This window comes from Aquabacterium sp. A08 (assembly GCF_011742065.1).
Genome location: NZ_JAAQQT010000560.1, coordinates 1 through 22550 on the forward strand (window position 1 = coordinate 1; position 22550 = coordinate 22550).

The window sequence follows — 22550 nt, forward strand, 5'->3', positions numbered from 1 at the left end:
GGGACAGGGCTGAGACATTATCGGGCAGGGGCGAGACCTTGCCCAGCCCGGCCGGGGTCAGCGGAAACCGTCTTTCCAGCGGCGCAGGGCGGCAAAGCGGGCCACCGCGTCCTGGGCTTCGGGGCACTGCTGGTGGATCGCCTGCACCACCGCCGGTTCCCGGCTGCGCAAAAACGGGTTGATGGCGCGTTCCGTGGCCAGGGTGCTGGGCAAGGTCGGCAGGCCGTCCACGCGGCGTCGCTCGCACCAGGCCTGGTGGGCCGCGAGGGCGGTGTTGTCCGGTTCCACCGCGCGCGCAAAGCGCAGGTTGCTCAGGGTGTATTCGTGGGTGCAGCAAACGAGCGTGTCATCGGGCAGGGCGGCCAGGCGGTCCAGCGAGTCCAGCATTTGCGCCGGCGTGCCCTCGAACAACCGGCCGCAACCGCCGGAAAACAGCGTGTCGCCGCAGAACAGCAGTGGCGCGCCGTCCCAGGCGGGGGTGTGGTAAGCGATGTGGCCGGCGGTGTGGCCCGGCACCTCCAGCACCGCGAAGGGGTGGCCCAGCACCTCGACCGTGTCGCCCTGGCCGAGACGTTCCACCGGCTCGGGCAACACCTCGAACGCCGGGCCCAGCACCCGGGCGCCGGTGGCCGCGCGCAAGGCAGCCACGCCACCGGTGTGGTCGGCGTGGTGGTGCGTCAGCAGGATGCCGACCAGTTGCACGCCCGTGGCACGCAGCCAGGCGGTCACTGGGGCGTCGTCGCCCGGGTCCACCACCCAGGCGTGCCGGCCCTCGTGCAGCGCCCAGATGTAGTTGTCGGTGAAGGCGGGAATGGGGTGTAGCATTGCCATCCCATGATCTTAGCCGTGCCGGATGCCGCCCTGGTGGAGCGTTTCACCGACGCCTTGTGGCTGGAAGACGGCCTGGCGCCCAACACGCTGGACGCTTACCGCAGCGACCTGAGCCGCTACGCCACCTGGCTGCAAGACACCGGCCCCGGGGGCGCCCGGGCCGGTGGCGTGCCACAGACGCTGCTGGCGGCCGGCGAGGCGGAACTGCAGGCCTACATGGCCTGGCGCCTGCCCGGCAGCCAAGCCACCAGCAGCAACCGGCGGCTGACGGTGTTCAAGCGCTTTTACCGCTGGGCCCTGCGCGAGGGACTGGTGCAGGCCGACCCGACGCTCAAGCTGCTGAGCGCCAAACAACTGCTGCGGGTGCCCAAGACCTTGAGCGAAACCCAGGTGGAGCGCCTGCTGCAGGCGCCCGACACCGGCACCCCCCTGGGCCTGCGCGACCGGGCCATGCTGGAGCTGATGTACGCCAGTGGCCTGCGGGTGAGCGAACTGGTGGGGCTGCGCACCTTCGAGCTGAGCCTGCCCGACCAGGTGTTGCGGGTGCAGGGCAAGGGCAGCAAAGAGCGTTTGCTGCCCTTTGGCGATGTGGCGCTGGACTGGCTGCGCCGCTACCTGGCCGAGGCCCGGCCGGCGATTCTCGCCGGGCAGATGACCGACGACCTGTTCGTGACCGCGCGCGGCGCGCGCATGACGCGGGTGATGTTCTGGCTGTTGGTGAAGAAGTACGCGGTGCAGGCCGGTATCGACGCGCCGCTGTCGCCGCACACGCTGCGCCACGCCTTCGCCACCCACCTGCTCAACCACGGGGCCGACCTGCGGGTGGTGCAACTGTTGCTGGGCCACGCCGACATCTCCACCACCACCATCTACACCCACGTCGCGCGCGAGCGGCTCAAGCAGCTGCACGCGCGGCACCACCCGCGCGGCTGAAGCGCCGTTGCTTCAGGCGCCCAGCAGGAAGTCGAGTTCGGCCTGGGTGAAACCGGCGCGGCGCCGGGCTTCGTCGTTGAACGGCGGCTTGAGCCGCGGCGCACTGTGGCGGCGGGCCAGCAGGCGGTAGTGGGCCACCGGCTCTAGGCCCTGGCGTTCGCACAGCCAGCGGTACCAGTGGTTGCCGATGGCGACATGGCCGACCTCGTCGCGCAGGATCACGTCGAGGATGTCGACCGCCCGCAGCGCGTCGGCGCTGCCCACCTTGCGCAGCTTGGCCTGGATCAGCGGGGTGGCGTCGAGGCCCCGGGCCTCCAGGGTGCGCGGCACCAGGGCCATGCGGGCGGTGCGGTCGTGGGCGGTTTTTTCGCACATGGCCCAGAGGCCGTCGTGGGCGTCGAAGTCGCCGTAGCGCCAGCCGGGCTGCGCCGCACCGGGCCGCGGCAGGCCCTGCAGGTGGGTGTGCAGCAGCTGGAAGTGCAGGGCTTCCTCGGCGGCCACGCGCAGCCAGTCCAGGTAGAAGTCGCGCGGCATGTCGGCAAAGCGCCAGACCGCGTCCAGCGCCAGGTTGATGGCATTGAACTCGATGTGGCAGATGGCGTGCACCAGCGCCGCCGCGCCGTCCGGCGTGAAGGGGGAGCGTGGCGGGACCTGCGCCGGGGCGATGAGCCGCGGTGAGGCCGGGCGGCCGGGGAGGGCGGCGCGCCACGCGGCCAGCGCCGGCTCGGCCGCCAGGTCGCTGGCCGCGTCCAAGGGGCGGTGTTCGGCCTCGGCGAACAGGGCCTGCACCTGCGCGCATTTGTCGGTCACGTCGGCGCAGGCCAGCGCGGCCAGGGCCGTCCGCCGCAGTTCCTGGGTGGGGTGGCCGGCCCCTGGCGTGTGGCTGCCCGTGGCGTCGGGGGTGCGGGCCGGGGCGAAGACCGGGGCTGGGTCGAAGGGGGCGTGCATCCTTACAATTCTAGGGATGAGCACATACCAACTCGACGACCTGACCCCCGAGGTGCACGCCAGCGCCTTTGTGGCCGACAGCGCCCAGGTGATGGGCCGCGTGACCCTGGCCGAAGACAGCAGCGTCTGGTTCGGCGCGGTCCTGCGCGGCGACACCGAAACCATCGCGGTCGGCCGCCGCACCAACATCCAGGACGCCAGCGTGCTGCACGCCGACGTCGGCTTCCCGCTGACGCTGGGCGACGACGTGACGGTGGGCCACCAGGTCATGCTGCACGGCTGCACCGTGGGCGACGGTTCGCTCATCGGCATCGGCGCGGTGGTGCTCAACGGCGCCAAGATCGGCAAGCATTGCCTGGTGGGCGCGCGCGCGCTGGTGACCGAGGGCAAGGAATTCCCCGACGGCTCCATGATCCTGGGCAGCCCGGCGAAGGTGGTGCGCCAGCTGACCCCGGAGCAGATCGAGGGCCTGCGCCGCAGCGCCCAACACTACGTGGACAACGCCCGCCGCTACCAGGCCGGCCTGAAAAAGCTGGGTTGAGGGAGCGCACGTGTCCGAATTGCACAAATTTTTGTTCGAAGGCCTGCCGGTGCGCGGCATGCTGGTCCGTTTGACCGACAGCTGGCAGGAACTGCTGCGCCGCCACGCGCAGTCGGGCGGGCACCCGGCCGCCGTGACCGAGTTGCTGGGCGAGATGTCGGCCGCCGCGGTGCTGATGCAGGGCAACATCAAGTTCAACGGTTCCTTGATTCTGCAGGTGTTTGGCGACGGCCCGGTGAAGCTGGCCGTGGCCGAGGTGCAGCCGGACTTCGGCTTCCGCGCCACCGCCACGGTGCAGGGCGAGGTGGCCGACGGCGTGCCCCTGAGCCACCTGGTGAACGTGAACAACCAGGGCCGTTGTGCCATCACCCTGGACCCGAAGGACCGCCTGCCCGGCCAGCAGCCCTACCAGGGCGTGGTGCCGCTGTACGGCGACCGCCACGAAAAGCTGGAGCACCTGCACGAGGTGCTGGAGCACTACATGCTGCAGAGCGAGCAACTGGACACCCGCCTGGTGCTGGCCGCCAACGACCAGATCGCCGCCGGCCTGTTGATCCAGCGCCTGCCGTCCACCGGCGAGGCCAACCTGTCGGGCACGGCCGCGGCCCAGGCGCGCGAGGACGCCATCGGCCAGAGCGAGGACTACAACCGCATCGCCATGCTGGCCGCCAGCCTCAAGCGTGAGGAGTTGCTGACGCTGGACGCCGACACCATCCTGCACCGCCTGTTCTGGCAGGAGCCGCTGCAGCGTTTCGTGCCGACCGATGGCCTGTTGCGGCCGCGTTTCGCCTGCAGTTGCTCGCGCGAGCGGGTCGGCCGCATGCTGCAGGGGCTGGGTGTGGCGGAGGTGGAGTCCATCTTGGCCGAGCGTGGCCGCATCGACGTGGGTTGCGAGTTCTGCGGGGCGCAGTACCCCTTCGACCCGGTGGACGCGGCGCAGCTGTTCCTCAAGCCGCCGCAGCAGGCCCCGGGGACGGACCAGCTGCAGTGAGGACGCCCGCGCGCTGCGCTAGCAGGTCCTGAAACAGCCGGTGCTCGCAGGCCGGGTCCAGGCAGTCCTGGCAGGCCCAGCGCGGGCGCAACCGGCGGGGCGCGGCCGGCGCCAGCCCCAGGGCCTGGCGCACGGCGGCGGCGTGGTCGCCCGCCAGGGGGTAAATCACCTGGTAGGCCAGGCCCAGCGCGCCCAAGGCATGCCGGAACGCCTGTTCCTGGGCGGCCTCTGCGGCAACGGGGCGGTCGGCCACCAGCAACAGCAGGCGCAGCCGGGGGCCGGCCCCCACCCGCACCGCGGTTTCCAGGGCCTCCGGGGTGTCATGGGCGTCCCAGGCCCAGCGGGTCTCGGGCGTGTCGTCTGACTGCGCCGCCCGCAACGCCAGGGCCAGCGCTCCCGCCCCAGGCCCCAGCAGCAACACCCGGTCCAGACCGGGGGCGGAAGGGGAGGCGGGGGTCACGGCGGCGGGCGCTGGACGTGAACAAAAATCTCGTTCGGCTTGACCATGCCCAGTTCTTGGCGCGCCATTTCCTCGACCATGTCCAGGCCTTCGCGCAGGTCGCGCACCTCGTTGGCCAGCTGCTCGTTGCGCAGCTGGGCCTGCTGGTTGGCCTGGGTCTGCAGCGTCAGTTCTTCGCGCAGGGCGTTGACCTGGGGCACGCTGCCGCGCCCCCACCACAGCTGGCCGTGCAGAATGCCCAGCAGGGCCAGCAGCAGCACCGCGACCAGGCGTGCGTTCATGGCGGCAGTGCCTCAGGCGACGGGCATCAACGCAGGTTGTAGAACGCGTCGCGGCCGGGGTAGCTGGCCACGTCGCCCAGGTCTTCCTCGATGCGCAGCAGCTGGTTGTACTTGGCCATGCGGTCGGAACGGCTCATGGAGCCGGTCTTGATCTGCAGCGCGTTCAGGCCCACCGCGATGTCGGCGATGGTGGAGTCCTCGGTTTCGCCCGAGCGGTGGCTGATCACGGCGGTGTAACCGGCGCGCTTGGCCATCTCGATGGCTTCGAAGGTCTCGGTCAGGGTGCCGATCTGGTTGATCTTGATCAGGATGGAGTTGGCGATGCCTTGCTGGATGCCTTCCTTGAAGATCTTGGTGTTGGTGACGAACAGGTCGTCGCCCACCAGCTGCACCTTCTTGCCCAGCACGTCGGTCAGGTGTTTCCAGCCGGCCCAGTCGCCTTCGCCCATGGCGTCTTCGATGGAGATGATGGGGTACTTGTCCACCCAGGTGGCCAGGATGTTGGTCCACTCGGCGGCGCTCAGCACCAAGCCCTCGCCTTCCAGGTGGTAAACTTTCGAGCCGTCCGGACCGTCCTTGCAGAACTCGCTGGCGGCGCAGTCCAGGCCCAGGGCGATCTGCTCACCGGCCACGTAGCCGGCCTGGTCGATGGCTTCCAGGATCAACTGGATCGCCGCTTCGTGGTTGGCCACGGAGGGCGCGAAGCCGCCTTCGTCGCCCACGGCGGTACTCATGCCCTTGTCGTGCAGGATTTTCTTCAGGGCGTGGAACACCTCGGCGCCCCAGCGGATGGCTTCGCGGAAGGACGGCGCACCCACCGGCAGGATCATGAATTCCTGGATGTCCAGGTTGTTGTTGGCGTGGGCGCCGCCGTTGATGACGTTCATCATCGGCACCGGCATCTGCATGCTGGTGCTGCCGCCGAAGTAGCGGTACAGGGGCAGGCCGGCTTCTTCGGCCGCCGCCCGAGCCACGGCCATGGACACGGCCAGCATGGCGTTGGCGCCCAGGCGGCCCTTGTTGTCGGTGCCGTCGAGGTCGATCAGGGTCTTGTCCAGGAAGGCCTGCTCGGAGGCGTCCAGGCCCAGCACGGCCTCGGAAATTTCGGTGTTGATGTTCTCAACCGCCTTGAGCACGCCTTTGCCCAGGTAGCGGCTCTTGTCGCCGTCGCGCAGCTCGATGGCTTCGCGGCTGCCGGTGGAGGCGCCCGACGGCACGGCGGCGCGGCCCATCACGCCGCTTTCCAGCAGCACGTCGCATTCGACGGTGGGGTTGCCCCGGCTGTCCAGCACTTCACGGCCGACGATGTCAACGATTGCACTCATGGATTACCTTTCGATGTTTGAAAACGGGAGCGGTCAGAACACGGGCTGGGCCACGCCTTCGACCAGGATCATGTTGAAAAACTGGGTGGCCCCGGCGCGCTGGGCGCGGGCCTGGCGGTACATTTCGCCGTCGTAAAACGCCTTGGCTTTTTCGTAACTGGGAAAACGCAGCAGGGCCACGCGCGCGGGCGTCCAGTCGCCCTCCAGCACCTCGAAGCGGCCGCCGCGCACCAGGTACTCGCCGCCCGCCGCTTGCACGGCCGCCGGGGCCTCGGCCATGTACTTTTTGTACTGTTCGAGGTCGGCGATCTGCATGTCGACGATCAGGTAGGCGCTGGGCATGACGGGTTCAGGCGTTGAAGTGGTTTTCGAGGAAGCCGCTGCGCTTGGTGACCTGGTCGAGTTGCACCAGGGTTTCAAGCAGGGCTTTCATGTGCTGGAGGGGCACCGCGTTCGGGCCGTCGGACCAGGCCTCCGCCGGGCGCGGGTGGGTTTCCATGAACAGGCCGGCCACGCCCACGGCCACGCCGGCGCGCGCCAGCACCGGCACCATGTCGCGCGCGCCGCCGCTCACGTTGCCCAGGCCGCCGGGCTTTTGCACCGAGTGGGTCACGTCGAACACCACCGGCGCGCCGGACTTGCGCATCTCGGCCAGGCTGGTCATGTCGGCCACCAGGTTGTTGTAGCCGAAGCTCACGCCGCGCTCGCAGGCCAGGAAGTTGTCTTCGGGCAGGCCCACCTCGCGCGCGGCGTCGCGGGCCTTGTCGATGACGTTTTTCATGTCCCACGGCGCCAGGAACTGGCCCTTCTTGATGTTCACCGGCTTGCCCGATTGGGCCACGGCGCGGATGAAATCGGTCTGGCGGCACAGGAAGGCCGGGGTTTGCAGCACGTCCACCACGGCGGCCACCTCGGCCACCTGCGAGGCGTCGTGCACGTCGGTCAGGATGGGCAGGCCGGTCTGGCGGCGCACCTCGTCCAGCACCTTCAGGCCGGCGTCCAGGCCGACGCCGCGCTGGCTGCTGCCGGACGAGCGGTTGGCTTTGTCGAACGAGCCTTTGAAGATGAGCGGGATGCCCAGCGGTGCGCAGATCGCCTGCAACTGCCCGGCGACCTCCAGCGACATCCCCAGCCCTTCAATGGAACAGGTGCCGGCGATGAGGAAAAAGGGCTGGTCCAGCCCGACGTCGAATCCGCAAAGTTTCATGTCAGCCTCCGGCGACCCGTTCGTGGGCCAGGGCCCGCCACGGGTGTGCGTGCACGGCGAGCGTGCGGGTCATGCCCGTTGGGCCTTGTGCTGGTCCAGCCCGGCCTTGACGAAGGCGTTGAACAGCGGGTGGCCGTCCCAAGGGGTGGACTTGAATTCGGGGTGGAACTGCACGCCGACGAACCAGGGGTGTTGGGCTTGCGGCAGTTCCACGATTTCGGTCAGCTGTTCGCGCTGCGTCAGCGCCGAGATCACCAGGCCGGCCGCGCGCAGCCGGTCCAGGTACTGGGTGTTGGCCTCGTAGCGGTGGCGGTGGCGTTCGGTCACCACCGAGCCGTAGATGGCGTGGGCGATGGTGCCGGGTGCGACGTCGGAGCTTTGCGCGCCCAGGCGCATGGTGCCGCCCAGGTCGGAACTGGCGTCGCGCTTCTGGATGCTGCCGTCGGCGTCTTGCCACTCGTCGATCAGGGCGATGACGGGGTGCGGCGTCTGCGGGTCGAACTCGGTGGAGTTGGCGCCGGCCAGGCCCGCCACGTGGCGCGCGAATTCGATGGTGGCCACCTGCATGCCCAGGCAGATGCCCAGGTAGGGCACCCGGTGCTCGCGGGCGTAGCGGGCGGCGGCGATCTTGCCCTCGGTGCCACGTTTGCCAAAGCCGCCGGGCACCAGGATGGCGTCGAAGGGCTTCAGCACCTCGGACACGTCCTGCGACTCCAGCGTTTCGGAGTCGATGTAGGTGATCTCTGCCTTGACGTGGTTCTTCATGCCAGCGTGGCGCAGCGCTTCGTTGAGCGACTTGTAGCTGTCCGACAGGTCCACGTACTTGCCGACCATGGCAATCTTGACCGCACCTTGCGGGTGCTGCACTTCATGCACCAGATCGTCCCAGCGCTTGAGGTTGGCCGGCGGGGTGTTCAGGCGCAGCTTGTCGCAGATCAGACCGTCCAGGCCCTGTTCGTGCAGCACGCGCGGCACCTTGTAGATGGTGTCCACGTCGGGCATGGAAATCACGCCCCAGCTTTGCACGTTGGTGAACAGGCTGATCTTTTCGCGCTCGTCGTCAGGGATGACGCGGTCGGCGCGGCACAGCAGCGCGTCGGGCTGGATACCGATTTCGCGCATTTTTTGCACCGTGTGCTGGGTGGGCTTGGTTTTCAGCTCACCGGCGGCAGCGATCCAGGGCACGTAGGTCAGGTGCACGAAGGCCGCGTTGTTGGGGCCCATGCGCAGGCTGAGCTGGCGCACCGCTTCCAGGAAGGGGAGGGACTCGATGTCGCCGACGGTGCCGCCGATTTCCACGATCGCCACGTCCACCGCGTCGGGTGTGCCGACGCCGGCGCCACGCTTGACGAATTCCTGGATTTCGTTGGTGACGTGGGGAATGACCTGCACCGTCTTGCCCAGGTAGTCGCCGCGGCGCTCCTTCTCCAGCACCGACTTGTAGATCTGCCCGGTGGTGAAGTTGTTGGCCTTCTTCATCCGGGTGGTGATGAAGCGCTCGTAGTGGCCCAGGTCCAGGTCGGTTTCGGCGCCGTCGTCGGTCACGAACACCTCGCCGTGCTGCATCGGGCTCATGGTGCCCGGGTCCACGTTGAGGTAGGGGTCCAGCTTGATGAGGGTGACTTTGAGGCCGCGCGATTCGAGCAGCGCAGCCAGCGAGGCGGAGGCGATGCCCTTGCCCAGAGAGGACACCACGCCACCGGTCACGAATACAAATTTGGTCATGTCGCAGGCGAACCGCTCGGTTCGCAAGAGAGGAAATTGTGATTATAAAAGTAGGTGTACATTCCCGGCCATGCAAGACCTCGCCGGAAAACACATCGTCCTCGGATTGTCGGGGGGCATCGCCTGCTACAAGTCGGCCGAACTGTGCCGGCTGCTGGTCAAAGCCGGCGCCACGGTGCAGGTGGTGATGACCGAGGCGGCGGCGCAGTTCATCACCCCGGTGACGATGCAGGCCCTGAGCAACCGGCCGGTGGTCACCAGCCAGTGGGACGCGCGCGCGCCCAACAACATGGCCCACATCAACCTGGGGCGCGAGGCCGACGCGGTGCTGATCGCACCGGCCAGCGCCGACCTGATGGCCAAGCTGGTGCACGGCCGCGCGGACGATGTGCTGACCCTGCTCTGCCTGGCCCGCCCGGCCGAACGGGTGCCGTTGCTGCTGGCGCCGGCCATGAACCGCGAAATGTGGGCCCACCCGGCCACCCAGCGCAACCTGACCCAACTGCGCGCCGACGGCGCGGTGGTGCTGCCCGTGGGCCAGGGCGACCAGGCCTGCGGCGAAACCGGCGACGGCCGCATGCTGGAGCCCGAGCAACTGCTGCAGGGCTTGATGGCCCAGTTCCAGCCCAAGCTGCTGGCCGGGCACCGGGTGCTGGTCACGGCCGGCCCCACCTTTGAGGCCATCGACCCGGTGCGCGGCATCACCAACCACAGCAGCGGCAAGATGGGCTTTGCCGTGGCCCGCGCCGCGCAAGAGGCCGGTGCCGAGGTGACGCTGGTCGCCGGCCCGGTGCACCTGCCCACGCCGCTGGGGGTGCGCCGGGTCAACGTGCAGTCCGCGCTGCAGATGCAGGCCGCGGTGCAGGCCGAGGTGGACCGCGCCACCGTGTTCGTGGCCGCCGCCGCGGTGGCCGACTGGCGCCCGGCCACCGCCGCCGACCAGAAGCTCAAGAAAGACGGCAGCGGCCTGCCGCCGGCGCTGCACTTCGTGGAAAACCCCGACATCCTGGCGGGCGTGGCCGCCAGCGACCGCGCCCGGCGCGGCGACCTGTTTTGTGTCGGGTTTGCCGCCGAGAGCCACGACCTGCTGGCCCACGCCCAGGCCAAGCGCGTGCGCAAAAACGTGCCCCTGCTGGTGGGCAACATCGGCCCGGCCACCTTCGGCCAGGACGACAACGCCCTGTTGCTGGTGGACGCGCACGGCACCCGCGAGCTGCCACACGCCCCCAAGCTGGACCTGGCGCGGCAGCTGGTGGCGGACATCGCCCGCCGCCTGGCCACGCCGCCCCGCGCCTGAGCCGTCCACGGGCGGTCGCGCCGGGTTTTGACAGCGCGCCACGGGCGGCGCACAATCAACATCAGTCAATATTGATGAACGAATGTATGGTGGGCGCCCGACCCGCCACACCGACGAGGAGACCCACCCCATGCCACCCCACAACGGCCGCGCCACCCCCGCGCGCGGCGCCTCCGCCGCCCCGTTCGAACCCGGCCGCCGCCGCTGGCTGGCCTGGGCCGGCGGTTCCGGTCTGGCCGCCGCCGGCCTGCTGGCGGTGCCCGAGGTGCGCCTGTTCGCGCAGCAGGTGCAGGACTTCATCGCCGGCCCGCCGGTGCCCGACGTGCCGGCGCAGCGCTTGTCCGAACACGTCTGGATGGTGTACGCCAAAGACGGCTTCCCCAACCCCGAGAACCAGGGCCTGATGGCCAACGTGGTCTTTGTCGTCACCCCGGTGGGGGTGGTGGTGCTGGACAGCGGCTGCTCGCTGCAGATCGGGGAAATGGCCCTGCGCATGATCCGTCGCGTCACCGACCAGCCGGTGGTGGCCATTTTCAACAGCCACTACCACGGCGACCACTGGCTGGGCAACCACGCCTTCGTCAACGCCTACGGGGCCGACCTGCCGATCTACGCCTTGCCCTACACCCTCGAGCAGATCCAGGGTGCCGAGGGCAACCTCTGGCGCAGCCTGATGGAGCGCTGGACCAACCAGGCCACGCTGGGCACCAAGGTGGTGGCGCCCAACCGGCCCACCGCCCACGGCCAGACCTACCAGTTTGGCGACGTGACCCTGAAAACGCATTTTTACGGCCGCGCCCACTGCCATTCCGACCTGTGCGTGGAGGTGGTGCAGGACCGCCTGACCTACGTCGCCGACATCGCCATGGACCGGCGCATCGCCAACATGGACGACGGCTCCTACGTGGGCACCTTCAAGTACTACGAGGCGCTGGGCCGGGCCGCCGGTGAACAATTGTGGGTGCCCGGCCACGGCCGCCCGAGCAAGACCCTGCTGCGAGACTACGGCAATTTCATGGCCGGCATCTACGAGCCTTGTCTGAAAGCGGTCGAGGCCGGGCAGGGGGTGGAGCAGGCCAAGGCCGCGGTGTTGAAGGACCCGCGCGTGGCCCGGATGGCTGCCCAGACCGACGGCTTCGAGAGCAACATCGGCAAGTACATCAGCCTGGCGTACCTGGAGGCAGAACAGGCGGCGTTCTGAGCGCCTCGGTGCCGAACTGCCACCACGGCAACAGGCTGCGCAGGGCGCGGACCTGGCCGCTGTGGTCGGGCGCGTAACCCGGCAACTGGCCCAGCTGCTGCAACCACAGGTGCGAGGCCAGCAGGGTGCGCAGGGCCTGCACCGCCGGTTGTTCCAGGGCGGTTTTCAGGCACACCAGGTGGTAGTGTTCGGTGGCCAGAGGCACAAAGTCCAGCCCCCGCACCTGGGCCGCCGCCCGGGTGCCCAGGCCCGCGTCGGCCGAGCCGCTGGCCACCGCCAGCGCCACCGCGCTGTGCGAGGGTTCGCAGCGGTCGTAGCCCGACAGCGCCTGGGGCACCAGCCCGGCTTCGGTCAGCAGTTCGTCCAGCAGCACCCGGGTGCCGGCGCCTGGCGCCCGGTTGACAAAGCGCAGCTTCCATTTGGCCAGCCGGGCCAGGCTGTCGATGCGCAGCGGGTTGCCCGGGGCCACCATTAGCCCCTGCACCCGGGTGGCAAAGCCAATGAGCTTGTGCTGGCCGGGTTGCAGCAGCGGGCGGTAGGCCTGGGCGGTCAGGCTGTCGGCCGCCGGGGTGGCACGGGCGTGGAAGCCCGCCAGCGCGCAACGGCCTTCGTTCAGCGCCCGGATCGCGTCCACGCTGCCGCAGAACTGGATGTCCAGGTGCAGCGCGGCGGTGGTGGCGGCGAAGTCCTGCAGGCGGGGCAGGGCGTCGTCGTGGCTGGCGTACAGGCTGAGCACGTGGGCCGTCGGCTCGAAGGCCAGGGCCAGGGTGCGTTCCAAGTCGGCGCGCAGCGCCTCGATCTTGGGGGCCAGGCGGGCCTGGGCCAGGCGCTCGGTCCACAGCAGTTTGTCGGCAAAGGCGGTCAGCTGGGCGGCCTGGCCCCGCTCCCAGACGATCAGCTCCTGCCCCAGCAGGCGCTCCCATTCCTTCAGCTGGCCCCAGACGTGGCGGTAGGACAGGCCCATGGCGCGGGCCGCGCCGGAGATGGACCCCTGGGTGCGCACCGCGTAGAGCAGGTCGATCAGGGGGTTGTGGATGCGCGCCTCGGGTTCGCGGAGGGCGCTGAGCTGGTAGCTGAGTTGCACTTTGCGCATGGGCGCGAGTGTGCACCAGCCGCCGGAGTGGGGGGTGGGCCGTATGCAGCGTGGTGCATACCTCGACAACACCGAGTGCGACCGACCGCATCAACCGCTAGGATGCCGCGCAGATGAGCACCTTTGCCGACAGCCTGCACACCGCCAGCGCCTTGCTGGTGGGCTTGGACCCCGCCCTGTGGACGGTGGTGGGGCGTTCGCTGGCCGTCAGCGGGCTGGCCTGCGTGCTGGCCAGCGCCGTGGGCGTGACCGCCGGAGCCTGGCTGGCGGTGGCGCGGTTCACCGGCCGGGGCGTGGCCGTCACCCTGCTCAACACCGCGCTGGCGGTGCCGTCGGTGGTGGTGGGGTTGGTGGTGTACCTGTTGCTGTCGCGTTCGGGACCGCTGGGTTTTCTGGGCTGGCTGTTCAGCTTTCAGGCCATGGTGCTGGCCCAGGCCCTGCTGGTGTTGCCGGTGGCCATGGCCTTGACGCGCCAGCTGATTGAAGACGGCGAACGCCAACACGGCGAGCAGCTGCGCTCGCTGGGGGCGGGCACGTTGGGCCGCGCCGCCCTGCTGGCCTGGGACGAGCGCTACGCCCTGCTGACGGTGGTGATCACCGTGTTTGGTCGGGCCGTGGCCGAGGTGGGGGCGGTGATGATCGTGGGCGGCAACATCGACGGCTTCACCCGGGTGATGACCACCGCCATTGCCCTGGAAACCAGCAAGGGCGACCTGGCGCTGGCGCTGGCGCTGGGCCTGGTGCTGTTGGGGGTGGTGTTGGGCCTGAACGCGTGCGTGGCCTGGCTGCGCCGCTGGCGCGAGCGGGCCGACACCGGCCTGCCCCAGGCGGTGTGGGCATGAAGGCCGTGCTGGGTGGCCAGTCCGTGGCGCAACCGCTGGGCCCGACCCCGGCCCCACCGGTGTTCGACGGCCGAGCCATGGACGTGCGCCTGGGGACGGCCGGTCAGGTGCTGGCGTTGCGGCAGGTGGACCTGCGCATTGCCCCGGGCGAACGGGTGGCCCTGGTGGGCGCCAACGGCAGCGGCAAAAGCACCCTGTTGCGGACCCTGCACGGGCTGCTGCCCTTGAGTGCCGGCGCCCTGCAGGCTTGCCCGCCGGCGCAGCAGGCCATGCTGTTCCAGCGGCCTTTCGTGTTGCGCTTGAGCGCGCTGTGGAACGTGCGCCTGGCCCTGTGCTTGCGCGGCACGCCCTGGCGCGCCACGCGGGCCCCGGCGCTGGCGGCCCTGGAGCGGGTGGGCCTGGCCGCGCTGGCGGGGCGCAACGCGCGGGCCTTGTCGGGTGGGCAGCAGCAGCGGCTGGCCTTGGCCCGGGCGTGGGCGCAGCGCCCGGCGGTGTGGTTGCTGGACGAACCCACCGCCAGCCTGGACCCGCACGCCAAGCAGGAGGTGGAGGGGCTGATCGCCGAATTTGCCACCGCCCCCGGGGCCACGCTGGTGTTCAGCAGCCACCACCTGGGCCAGGTCAAGCGCCTGGCCACGCGGGTGGTGTACCTGGAAGGTGGGTGCCTGCGGGCCGATCTGCCGGCCCACGATTTTTTCAACGAGACCGTGCTGGCACAGGTGTGCCCCACGGCCCTGGCTTTTTGCAAAGGAGACCTGTGATGTCGTTCAAGTGGTTCAAACCCGGCTGGTTCGCCGTGGGCGCGTTGGTGTGGTCGTTCGGGGCCCAGGCCCAGTCCATCGTGGTGGCCTCCACCACCTCCACCGAGCAGTCCGGCCTGTTCGGCCACGTGCTGCCGCTGTTCAAGCAGGCCAGTGGCATCGACGTGAAGGTGGTGGCCCTGGGCACGGGCCAGGCCATCGACATGGCCCGCCGCGGCGACGCCGACGTGCTGTTCGTGCACGACCAGGTGGCCGAGGAAAAATTCGTGGCCGACGGGTTTTCGGCCAAGCGCCAGCCGGTGATGTACAACGACTTTGTGCTGATCGGGCCCAAGGCCGACCCGGCGCAGACCCGCGGCCAGGACATCGTGGCGGCCCTGTCCAAGCTGGCCCAGGCCAACGCCCCCTTCGTGTCGCGCGGCGACAAGAGCGGCACCCACGCGGCCGAGCTGCGCTTCTGGAGGCTGGCCGGCCGGGAAGGCAACACCGGCAGCGGTTACAAGGCCTGCGGCTGTGGCATGGGGCCGGCGTTGAACATCGCCGCCTCCAGCGGGGCCTATGTGCTGGCCGACCGGGGCACCTGGCTGAACTTCAAGAACCGCGCCGACCTGGCGGTGCTGGTGGAGGGTGACCGGCGCTTGTTCAACCCCTACGGTGTGATGCTGGTCAGCGCGGCCAAGCACCCCCAGGTGAAAACCGCCGAGGGGCAGAAGTTCGTCGATTGGGTGACCGGCGCGGCCGGCCAGGCGGCGATCGCGTCGTACAAGATCGGTGGCGAGCAGTTGTTCTTCCCCAACGCCCAGCCCTGAGGTTTTCCACCACCGCCCACCCGCCCGCCGGTGCGTCAGCCCCGGCGGGTTTTTGCTTTGGCGGGTTGGGGTGGGGGTATTCACTTATGCACGGTGCTGCCGTTGCGCCGTGGCGCAACGTATGCAAGGCATTGCCGTACCAGAACAGAGCGGTTTGGGACACCAACCGTTCCACGGTGCCCCATCTGGGCCTGGCCAGGGCGGCAAATGGACACAAACCGGGATGGCATGGAAGTTGTAGTGGACACCGGGCCCGAAAGGCTTTGTTCCCCGTTTCCGACCAATTCACAGAGGAAGACAACATGTTGTACGCCGCTCCCGGTGCCGCTGGCGCCAAAATCGCCTACAAAAAACAATACGACAACTTCATCGGCGGCCGCTTTGTGCCGCCCGTCGATGGCCAGTACTTCGACGTGATCACCCCGGTGACCGGCCAGGTTTACACCCAGGCCGCCCGCTCCAACAGCCAGGACATCGAGCTGGCGCTGGACGCCGCCCACGCCGCCGCCGACGCCTGGGGCAAGACCGACGCCGGCACCCGCGCCAACATCCTGCTCAAGATCGCCGACCGCATCGAGCAGAACCTGGAGCTGCTGGCCTACGCCGAAACCGTGGACAACGGCAAGGCCATCCGCGAAACGCTGAACGCCGACATCCCGCTGACGGTGGACCACTTCCGCTACTTCGCCGGCTGCGTGCGCGCCCAGGAAGGCGGCATTTCCGAAATCGATGCCAACACCATGGCGTACCACATCCAGGAACCGTTGGGCGTGGTCGGCCAGATCATTCCCTGGAACTTCCCCATCCTGATGGCGGCCTGGAAGCTGGCCCCCGCCCTGGGCGCCGGCAACTGTGTGGTGCTCAAGCCCGCCGAGTCCACCCCCATTTCCATCCTGATCCTGGCCGAGCTGATCGCCGACCTGTTGCCCCCGGGCGTGCTCAACATCGTCAACGGCTTTGGGCGTGAAGCCGGCATGCCGCTGGCCATCAGCAAGCGCATCGCCAAGATTGCGTTCACCGGCTCCACCAGCACCGGCCGCGTGATCGCCCAGGCCGCCGCCAACAACCTGATTCCCGCGACGCTGGAGTTGGGTGGCAAGTCGCCCAACATCTTCTTTGCCGACATCATGGACAAGGACGATGCGTTCCTCGACAAGGCGATCGAAGGCCTGGTGCTGTTCGCCTTCAACCAGGGTGAGGTCTGCACCTGCCCGTCGCGCGCTCTGATCCAGGAATCGATCTACGACCGCTTCATGGAACGCGTGTTGAAGCGCGTGGCCGCCATCAAGCACGCCAACCCGCTGGACACCGACAGCATGATGGGCGCGCAGGCCTCCAAGGAACAGCTGACCAAGATCTTGAGCTACCTGGACCTGGGCAAGCAGGAAGGCGCGCAAGTGCTGGCTGGCGGCGGACAGGCCCACCTGGGCGGCGAGCTGGAAGGTGGCTACTACGTGCAGCCCACGCTGTTCAAGGGCCACAACAAGATGCGCATTTTCCAGGAAGAAATCTTTGGCCCGGTGCTGGCCGTGACCACCTTCAAGGACGAAGCCGAGGCCCTGGAAATCGCCAACGACACCCTGTACGGCCTGGGCGCCGGCGTGTGGAGCCGCAACGGCAACGTGGCCTACCGCATGGGCCGCGCCATCAAGGCGGGCCGCGTGTGGACCAACTGCTACCACGCCTACCCGGCGCACGCCGCCTTCGGGGGCTACAAGGAATCGGGCATCGGCCGTGAAACCCACAAGATGATGCTGGACCACTACCAGCAGACCAAGAACCTGCTGGTCAGCTACAGCGAGAACAAGCTGGGCTTCTTCTAAAACGGCACGAGAACCCACCCCCCCCGACGCGTCAAGCCGACGGGGCGCCCGCCGATTTTGCTGCGCAGAAACTTCGTTTTCTGGTGCTCCAGTATGAGGTGGACGCCCCGTTGGTTTGAGGCGTTGCGCGAGCCGAAAAAACACACCCGGAGACACCGATGGTTGAAAAAGTCATCGCCACGCCAGCGGCGCTCGCACTCATCGAACACCTCAAGGCCAAGCACGGCCCGGGGCTGATGTTTCACCAGAGCGGCGGTTGCTGCGACAACAGCGCGGCCAACTGCTACCTGTTGGGCGAAATCACCACCGGTGCCGGCGACGTCTACCTGGGCGACATCGGGGGCTGTCCCTTCTACATCGGCAAAGCCCAGTACGCGCACTGGCGCCACACCCAGCTCATCATCGACGTGATCGAGGGCACGGGTGGCACCTTTTCGCTCGAAGGGCCCGAGGGCAAGGCCTTCCACACCCGCTCTCGCGTGTTCACGGCCGAGGAACTCGCCGAACTCGACCGGGCCTGAGCCTGCGCCCGCGCCGACGCGGCGGACCCGGCCGGCCGCGTCAGCGCCGTTCCAGCTTGCGGTACACCGTGGCCCGGCTGATGCCCAGCACCCGCGCCGCCTCGGCCACGTTACCCTGCGCGTCCTCCACCGCCTTGCGGATCAGCGCCGATTCCACCTGCTTGAGCGGCACGCCGTAGTTGCCGCTCGGGGCCGGGGCGCTGCCGCCCTCGTGCCCGCTGTGGGGCTGCGCCAGCACCTGCACCCGCAGGCCGCACCACAGCGGCTGCTCCACCGCGCCCCGCTGCTGGCGCGCGGCGTCGAACAGCACGCCGGTGGGCACCGCGAACACGTCGCTGGCGTGCGGCCAGGCCTGGCCCGGCACCAGGTTGAGCATGTCGATGGCGGCGCGGTTGGCCGCGGTGATGCGGCCGTCCGCGTCCAGCCCCACCAGGCCGTCGCTGTCCTCGCCCAGCACCCGGCCGGGCCAGTTCAGGCGCAGCAACAGGTGGTGCGGCTGGGCCAGCGTCAGCGCGTTTTCGATGCTGCGCGCCGACTGCGTCACCAGGTGCTTGAGCGCCGGCCGCTCCGGCACGTGGATGCCGGTCAGGTCCAGCATGCCGATGCACTGGCCGTTGGGCCCGAACAGCGGCGCGCCTGCGCAGCTGTACACGCTGGTGTCGTCGAAGAAATGCTCGCCGCGGTGCAGCCACACCGGCAGCCCTTCGGCCAGGGTGGCGCCGATGGCGGTGGTGCCCACCGCCGCTTCCGACAAGTTGACCCCGACCCGGGCGATGGCGCTGGCGCTGGGGTCCTGCCGGTCGATCGGGCCGTTGACGTCGATGACCACGCCCTGCGCGTCGGTCAGGATGGCGAAGTAACGGGTGTCGGCCATGGCCCGGGCCAGCGAACGGATCACCGGCGCGGCGGCGCGCAGCAGGGGCTGGTTGGCCTCGATGGCGCGCTTGACCGCCGGCGCCGAGACCTCGTCGAACTGGATGCGCTGGCGGGGGTGCATGCCCAGGTCCAGACAACGCCGCCAGGAGCGTTCGATCCAGGGTTGCACCCCGGGCGCTGCGCCAGCGGGTGCCTGACCCATGACCGTTTGGCGCGCCCGTTCGATGCGCGCGAGGCGGTCCTGGGGCTCGGGCAGGGCGGGGTGGGACAGTCCGTGGGTCATGGGGTGGGGCGCTGGGTGGAGGGCGGGCAGCCCGGTTGTGGCCGGTCTCGACATTAGAGCAGTGTTTCAATTTGAGAATAAGTCGCGCAACGCATGGCCGACTAGGGATTTCCCTGAGCGAAAACCGTGCCGCTGCTCCAACAATCGCCATGCAATCTTGTTCATAGGCATGGCATTTCACAGGTGCCGCGTCGCCACCCCACGAGGAGAACCTCCATGCAGAAAGTTCTGCACATCAATGCCGACAAATGCACGGGCTGCTTGCAGTGCGAGATGGCCTGTTCGTTCGAAAACTACGGAACGTACGCCACCTCCAAGTCGCGCATCAAGGTGTTCGACTTCCACCACACCGGCAAAAAAGTGCCCTACACCTGCACCCAGTGCGACGAGGCCTGGTGTCTGCACGCCTGCCCGGTCGAGGCGATCACCGTGGACAAGGTCACCGGCGCCAAGGTGGTCAACGAAACCACCTGCGTGGGCTGCAAGGTCTGCACCATCGCTTGCCCGTTCGGCACAGTGAACTATGTGCAGGAAACCGGCAAGGTCCAGAAGTGCGACCTGTGCGGTGGCGAGCCGGCTTGCGCCGAAGCCTGCCCGACCGGCGCGATCACCTACATCGACGCCAACTGGACCGGCATGGACAAGATGAAACAGTGGGCTGACAAGCTCGGCAACCAGGCCTCGGCCGCCTGATCACGGAAGGAGCAACGACATGTCCTGGGCTGGAAAAATCCTCCGCGTCAACCTGACGGCGGGCACCGTTCAATCCGAACCGCTGAACATGGAGTGGGCCCGCGCCTACCTGGGTTCGCGCGGTTTGGGCACCAAATACTTCGCCGAAGAGGTCGATCCCAAGGTCGACCCGCTGTCGCCCGAGAACAAGATCATCTGGGCCACTGGCCCGCTGACCGGCACCATGGCCTCCACCGGCGGCCGCTACACCGTCATCACCAAAGGCCCGCTGACCGGCGCCATCGCCTGCTCCAACTCGGGCGGCTACTGGGGCGCCGAGCTGAAGGCGGCCGGTTGGGACATGGTGATTTTCGAGGGCGCCAGCCCCAAGCCGGTGTACCTCTACATCAGTGACGACGTGGCCGAACTGCGCGACGCCTCGCACCTGTGGGGCAAGTCGGTCTGGCAGACCGAGGACATGCTCAAAACCAGCCTGCAGGACCCGCTGCTGCGCATCTCCTCCATCGGTCTGGCCGGTGAGAACAAGGTGCTGTACGCCGCCATCGTCAACGACCTGCACCGCGCGGCCGGTCGTTCCGGCGTGGGCGCCGTGGCCGGCAGCAAAAACCTGAAGGCGATCGCGGTGCGCGGCACCAAGGGCGTGGGCAACATCAAGGACCCCAAGGCCTTCATGAAGACCACCTTCGAGAAGAAGAAGATCCTGGCCGAGAACGCGGTCACCGGCCAGGGCCTGCCCACCTACGGCACCCAGGTGCTGATGAACGTGATCAACGAGATCGGTGCGCTGCCGACCCGCAACCACCGCGACACCCAGTTCGAGGGCGCCAAGGACATCTCCGCCGAAGCCATGGCCACGCCGCGCGCCAGCGACGGCAAGGCGCAGCTGGTCACCAACCAGGCCTGCTTTGGCTGCACCATTGCGTGCGGCCGCATCAGCAAGATCGACCAGACCCACTTCAGCGTGCAGAACAAGCCGCAGTACTGGGGCGCCACCGGCGGCCTGGAGTACGAAGCGGCCTGGGCGCTGGGCGCGGCCAACGGCGTGAACGATCTGGAAGCGCTGCAGTACGCCAACACCATCTGCAACGAGCAGGGCATGGACCCGATCAGCTTTGGCGCCACCATTGGCGCGGTGATGGAGTTGTACGAGATGGGCGTGCTGACCAAGGAGCAGATCGGCATCGAGGCGCCGTTTGGTTCGGCCCGGGCGCTGTGCGAACTGGCCGACATGACCGCCAACAGCGTGGGCTTTGGCATTGAAATCGGCTGGGGCTCCAAACGCCTGTGCGAAAAGTACGGCCACCCCGAACTGTCGATGAGCGTCAAGGGTCAGGAATTCCCGGCCTACGACTCGCGCGGCATCCAGGGCATGGGTTTGACCTACGCCACCTCCAACCGCGGCGCCTGCCACCTGCGCAGCTACACCGTGGCGTCCGAGGTGCTGGGCATTCCGGTCAAGACCGACCCGCTGACCGCCGACGGCAAGCCGGAACTGGTCAAGGCCTTCCAGGACGCGACCGCCGCCTTCGACTCGGCCGGTATCTGCATCTTCACCAGCTTCGCCTGGGGCCTGGCCGACGTGGCCCCCCAAGTGGCCGCCGCCTGTGGCGACGAGTACACCACTGAGGAACTGGAGAAGATCGGTGAGCGCATCTGGAACATGGAGCGCGAGTTCAACAACGCCGCCGGCTTCACCGCCAAGGACGACAACCTGCCGCCGCGCCTGCTGAACGAGCCGGCCCAGACCGGTCCGGCCAAAGGCCTGGTGAACAAGCTGCCCGAGATGCTGCCCAAGTACTACGCGGTGCGTGGCTGGGACACCGAAGGCCGCCCGACCGCCGACACCAAGGCCCGCCTGGGTCTGTGATCCGAACCGCCTGTGACCGCGCCACCCCTGGCGCGCACAGGGCCGGGGTGGTTCAGGCCGCGCGCCTGTCCACCCCTTTTTTCATTGTCCGCGGAGCCCATTGCCCATGACCCATCACCTCATCCTCGGCGCCGGCCCGGCCGGCGTGATCGCGGCCGAAACCATCCGCAAGCACGCGCCGCATGACCGCATCACCCTGGTCGGCGACGAGCCCGAGCCGCCGTACTCGCGCATGGCGATCCCCTACCTGCTGATCGGCAACATCGACGAGCGCGGTACCTACCTGCGCAAGGGCGCCAGCCACTTCGCCGAGCGGCGCATCGACCAGGTGCGCGCTCGCGTGACCCGGGTGGACGCCGCCGCCAAAACCGTGGCGCTGGACGACGGTCAGACCCTGTCCTTCGACACGCTGCTGATCGCCACCGGCTCGCACCCGGTGCGCCCGCCGATTCCGGGCATGGACCTGCCCGGCATCCACCCCTGCTGGACGCTGGAGAACGCGCGCGAGATCGCCAAGCTGGCCCAGCCCGGCGCCCGGGTGTTGCAGATGGGCGCGGGCTTCATCGGCTGCATCATCATGGAGGCGCTCAAGCAGCGTGGCGTGGACCTGACCGTGGTGGAAATGGGCGACCGCATGGTGCCGCGCATGATGGGCCCGGCCGCCGGCGGCATGATCCGCGAGTGGTGCGAGGCCAAGGGCGTGCGCGTGTTCACCGGCGCCCGGGTGGAGGCCATTGAGCGCGCGCCCGAGCCGGCCACCGGCATTTTGGGCAAGCTGGCGCAGGCCGTGGGCCTGGCTGGCGCCGCGCCGGCCGCCGACCGGCCGCTGCGGGTGCGTCTGTCCACCGGCCAGACGATCGAGGCCGACCTCATCATCAGCGCCACCGGCGTGCGCCCGGCCATCGGCTACCTGGAAAACTCCGGCATCACCTGCCTGCAGGGGGTGTTGACCGACGAGCACATGCAGACCAACGTGCCCGGCATCTACGCCGCCGGCGACTGCGCCGAGGCCTTCGACAAGGTCAGCGGCACCACCATCGTCAGTGCCATTCAGCCGAACGCGGCGGACCAGGCCTATGTGGCGGCCATGAACATGGTGGGCAAGCGCGCCGAGCTCAAGGGCGTGACGCAGATCAACGTGCTCGACACGCTGGGCCTGATTTCCACCAGCTTCGGCAACTGGCAGGGCGTGCCCGGCGGCGAGCAGGTGGAGCTGCTGGACCCGGCGCACCACAAGGTGCT

General features: G+C 68.7%; 23 protein-coding genes. 13 read left to right on the forward strand and 10 right to left on the reverse strand.

Going from position 1 to position 22550, the window contains the following annotated elements:
* Positions 1–57 precede the first annotated feature (57 nt).
* Positions 58–831, reverse strand: a complete 774-nt coding sequence (gloB, locus tag HA630_RS05865) for a hydroxyacylglutathione hydrolase (RefSeq protein WP_166833213.1) — start codon at positions 829–831, stop codon at positions 58–60.
* 3 nt (positions 832–834) lie between these two features.
* Between gloB and xerD the strand changes: the two genes are divergently transcribed.
* Positions 835–1764 (forward strand): site-specific tyrosine recombinase XerD, encoded by a 930-nt coding sequence (xerD, locus tag HA630_RS05870; protein WP_166833214.1) that lies wholly within the window; start codon positions 835–837, stop codon positions 1762–1764.
* 12 nt (positions 1765–1776) lie between these two features.
* On the opposite strand, the gene HA630_RS05875 is transcribed toward xerD, so the two are convergent.
* Entirely contained in the window at positions 1777–2712 is a 936-nt protein-coding gene (locus HA630_RS05875) for a ferritin-like domain-containing protein (protein ID WP_166833216.1), read from the reverse strand.
* A gap of 16 nt (positions 2713–2728) precedes the next feature.
* Here HA630_RS05875 and HA630_RS05880 point away from each other — a divergent pair, with 16 nt between their 5' ends.
* Positions 2729–3253, forward strand: coding sequence for a gamma carbonic anhydrase family protein (locus HA630_RS05880; RefSeq protein WP_166833218.1), 525 nt, complete (start codon positions 2729–2731; stop codon positions 3251–3253).
* A 10-nt stretch (positions 3254–3263) separates the two neighbouring features.
* Positions 3264–4244, forward strand: a complete 981-nt coding sequence (locus HA630_RS05885; RefSeq protein WP_166833220.1) for an Hsp33 family molecular chaperone HslO — start codon at positions 3264–3266, stop codon at positions 4242–4244.
* On the opposite strand, the gene HA630_RS05890 is transcribed toward HA630_RS05885, so the two are convergent.
* The 6 genes from HA630_RS05890 to HA630_RS05915 form a co-directional block, all read right to left on the reverse strand.
* A complete protein-coding gene (locus HA630_RS05890) occupies positions 4201–4704 on the reverse strand; it encodes a hypothetical protein (protein ID WP_166833222.1) in 504 nt (167 codons plus the stop codon). The two genes, HA630_RS05885 and HA630_RS05890, sit on opposite strands and share 44 nt — an antisense overlap.
* On the reverse strand, positions 4701–4985 hold the full coding sequence (locus tag HA630_RS05895) for a septum formation initiator family protein (RefSeq protein ID WP_166833224.1): 285 nt from the start codon (positions 4983–4985) through the stop codon (positions 4701–4703). Before HA630_RS05895 ends, HA630_RS05890 begins: the two co-directional genes overlap by 4 nt.
* A gap of 26 nt (positions 4986–5011) precedes the next feature.
* Positions 5012–6310, reverse strand: coding sequence for a phosphopyruvate hydratase (gene eno, locus HA630_RS05900; protein WP_166833226.1), 1299 nt, complete (start codon positions 6308–6310; stop codon positions 5012–5014).
* A 33-nt stretch (positions 6311–6343) separates the two neighbouring features.
* Entirely contained in the window at positions 6344–6652 is a 309-nt protein-coding gene (locus HA630_RS05905; RefSeq protein ID WP_166833228.1) for a DUF1330 domain-containing protein, read from the reverse strand.
* 7 nt (positions 6653–6659) lie between these two features.
* Positions 6660–7517: a 3-deoxy-8-phosphooctulonate synthase gene (gene kdsA, locus HA630_RS05910; protein WP_166833230.1), complete on the reverse strand. Its 858-nt coding sequence runs from the start codon at positions 7515–7517 to the stop codon at positions 6660–6662.
* 69 nt (positions 7518–7586) lie between these two features.
* Positions 7587–9242, reverse strand: coding sequence for a CTP synthase (locus tag HA630_RS05915; protein ID WP_166833232.1), 1656 nt, complete (start codon positions 9240–9242; stop codon positions 7587–7589).
* 70 nt (positions 9243–9312) lie between these two features.
* Between HA630_RS05915 and coaBC the strand changes: the two genes are divergently transcribed.
* Together coaBC and HA630_RS05925 are read left to right on the forward strand one after the other, a co-directional pair.
* A complete protein-coding gene (coaBC, locus tag HA630_RS05920) occupies positions 9313–10539 on the forward strand; it encodes a bifunctional phosphopantothenoylcysteine decarboxylase/phosphopantothenate--cysteine ligase CoaBC (protein WP_166833234.1) in 1227 nt (408 codons plus the stop codon).
* Between the two features lie 130 nt (positions 10540–10669).
* Positions 10670–11740: an MBL fold metallo-hydrolase gene (locus HA630_RS05925; RefSeq protein ID WP_166833236.1), complete on the forward strand. Its 1071-nt coding sequence runs from the start codon at positions 10670–10672 to the stop codon at positions 11738–11740.
* Here HA630_RS05925 and HA630_RS05930 read toward each other — a convergent pair.
* On the reverse strand, positions 11700–12833 hold the full coding sequence (locus HA630_RS05930) for a substrate-binding domain-containing protein (RefSeq protein WP_166833238.1): 1134 nt from the start codon (positions 12831–12833) through the stop codon (positions 11700–11702). The genes HA630_RS05925 and HA630_RS05930 overlap by 41 nt on opposite strands.
* A 113-nt stretch (positions 12834–12946) precedes the next feature.
* On the opposite strand from HA630_RS05930, the gene HA630_RS05935 reads away from it, so the two are divergent.
* The 5 genes from HA630_RS05935 (at position 12947) to HA630_RS05955 (ending at position 17589) form a co-directional block, all read left to right on the forward strand.
* On the forward strand, positions 12947–13675 hold the full coding sequence (locus tag HA630_RS05935) for an ABC transporter permease (protein WP_166833240.1): 729 nt from the start codon (positions 12947–12949) through the stop codon (positions 13673–13675).
* Positions 13672–14436 carry an ATP-binding cassette domain-containing protein gene (locus HA630_RS05940; protein WP_371809209.1) on the forward strand — a complete coding sequence of 255 codons (765 nt, stop codon included), beginning with the start codon at positions 13672–13674 and terminating at the stop codon, positions 14434–14436. The genes HA630_RS05935 and HA630_RS05940 overlap by 4 nt, the downstream gene beginning before the upstream one ends.
* On the forward strand, positions 14433–15245 hold the full coding sequence (locus HA630_RS05945; protein WP_371809210.1) for a substrate-binding domain-containing protein: 813 nt from the start codon (positions 14433–14435) through the stop codon (positions 15243–15245). Before HA630_RS05940 ends, HA630_RS05945 begins: the two co-directional genes overlap by 4 nt.
* Before the next feature lie 302 nt (positions 15246–15547).
* On the forward strand, positions 15548–17068 hold the full coding sequence (locus HA630_RS05950; protein ID WP_166833244.1) for an aldehyde dehydrogenase family protein: 1521 nt from the start codon (positions 15548–15550) through the stop codon (positions 17066–17068).
* A gap of 158 nt (positions 17069–17226) precedes the next feature.
* A complete protein-coding gene (locus HA630_RS05955) occupies positions 17227–17589 on the forward strand; it encodes a DUF779 domain-containing protein (protein WP_166833246.1) in 363 nt (120 codons plus the stop codon).
* A gap of 40 nt (positions 17590–17629) precedes the next feature.
* Here HA630_RS05955 and HA630_RS05960 read toward each other — a convergent pair whose 3' ends face one another.
* Positions 17630–18748 (reverse strand): helix-turn-helix domain-containing protein, encoded by a 1119-nt coding sequence (locus HA630_RS05960; RefSeq protein ID WP_166833248.1) that lies wholly within the window; start codon positions 18746–18748, stop codon positions 17630–17632.
* Positions 18749–18964: 216 nt separating this feature from the next.
* Here HA630_RS05960 and HA630_RS05965 point away from each other — a divergent pair, with 216 nt between their 5' ends.
* The 3 genes from HA630_RS05965 to HA630_RS05975 form a co-directional block, all read left to right on the forward strand.
* Entirely contained in the window at positions 18965–19441 is a 477-nt protein-coding gene (locus HA630_RS05965) for a 4Fe-4S dicluster domain-containing protein (RefSeq protein WP_166833250.1), read from the forward strand.
* Positions 19442–19460: 19 nt separating this feature from the next.
* Positions 19461–21308: an aldehyde ferredoxin oxidoreductase family protein gene (locus HA630_RS05970; RefSeq protein ID WP_166833252.1), complete on the forward strand. Its 1848-nt coding sequence runs from the start codon at positions 19461–19463 to the stop codon at positions 21306–21308.
* 106 nt (positions 21309–21414) lie between these two features.
* Positions 21415–22550, forward strand: a 1136-nt coding sequence (locus HA630_RS05975) for an NAD(P)/FAD-dependent oxidoreductase (RefSeq protein ID WP_166833254.1), incomplete at its 3' end; no start/stop codon positions are given.

Bases quoted from the DNA above. Each gene is read 5' to 3' on its own strand.
- gloB (WP_166833213.1), bottom strand. From the start codon at position 831: ATGGCAATGCTACACCCCATTCCCGCCTTCACCGACAACTACATCTGG.
- xerD (WP_166833214.1), top strand. From the start codon at position 835: ATGATCTTAGCCGTGCCGGATGCCGCCCTGGTGGAGCGTTTCACCGAC.
- HA630_RS05875 (WP_166833216.1), bottom strand. From the start codon at position 2,712: ATGCACGCCCCCTTCGACCCAGCCCCGGTCTTCGCCCCGGCCCGCACC.
- HA630_RS05880 (WP_166833218.1), top strand. From the start codon at position 2,729: ATGAGCACATACCAACTCGACGACCTGACCCCCGAGGTGCACGCCAGC.
- HA630_RS05895 (WP_166833224.1), bottom strand. From the start codon at position 4,985: ATGAACGCACGCCTGGTCGCGGTGCTGCTGCTGGCCCTGCTGGGCATT.
- eno (WP_166833226.1), bottom strand. From the start codon at position 6,310: ATGAGTGCAATCGTTGACATCGTCGGCCGTGAAGTGCTGGACAGCCGG.
- HA630_RS05905 (WP_166833228.1), bottom strand. From the start codon at position 6,652: ATGCCCAGCGCCTACCTGATCGTCGACATGCAGATCGCCGACCTCGAA.
- kdsA (WP_166833230.1), bottom strand. From the start codon at position 7,517: ATGAAACTTTGCGGATTCGACGTCGGGCTGGACCAGCCCTTTTTCCTC.
- HA630_RS05915 (WP_166833232.1), bottom strand. From the start codon at position 9,242: ATGACCAAATTTGTATTCGTGACCGGTGGCGTGGTGTCCTCTCTGGGC.
- coaBC (WP_166833234.1), top strand. From the start codon at position 9,313: ATGCAAGACCTCGCCGGAAAACACATCGTCCTCGGATTGTCGGGGGGC.
- HA630_RS05925 (WP_166833236.1), top strand. From the start codon at position 10,670: ATGCCACCCCACAACGGCCGCGCCACCCCCGCGCGCGGCGCCTCCGCC.
- HA630_RS05930 (WP_166833238.1), bottom strand. From the start codon at position 12,833: ATGCGCAAAGTGCAACTCAGCTACCAGCTCAGCGCCCTCCGCGAACCC.
- HA630_RS05935 (WP_166833240.1), top strand. From the start codon at position 12,947: ATGAGCACCTTTGCCGACAGCCTGCACACCGCCAGCGCCTTGCTGGTG.
- HA630_RS05940 (WP_371809209.1), top strand. From the start codon at position 13,672: ATGAAGGCCGTGCTGGGTGGCCAGTCCGTGGCGCAACCGCTGGGCCCG.
- HA630_RS05950 (WP_166833244.1), top strand. From the start codon at position 15,548: ATGTTGTACGCCGCTCCCGGTGCCGCTGGCGCCAAAATCGCCTACAAA.
- HA630_RS05955 (WP_166833246.1), top strand. From the start codon at position 17,227: ATGGTTGAAAAAGTCATCGCCACGCCAGCGGCGCTCGCACTCATCGAA.
- HA630_RS05960 (WP_166833248.1), bottom strand. From the start codon at position 18,748: ATGACCCACGGACTGTCCCACCCCGCCCTGCCCGAGCCCCAGGACCGC.
- HA630_RS05965 (WP_166833250.1), top strand. From the start codon at position 18,965: ATGCAGAAAGTTCTGCACATCAATGCCGACAAATGCACGGGCTGCTTG.
- HA630_RS05970 (WP_166833252.1), top strand. From the start codon at position 19,461: ATGTCCTGGGCTGGAAAAATCCTCCGCGTCAACCTGACGGCGGGCACC.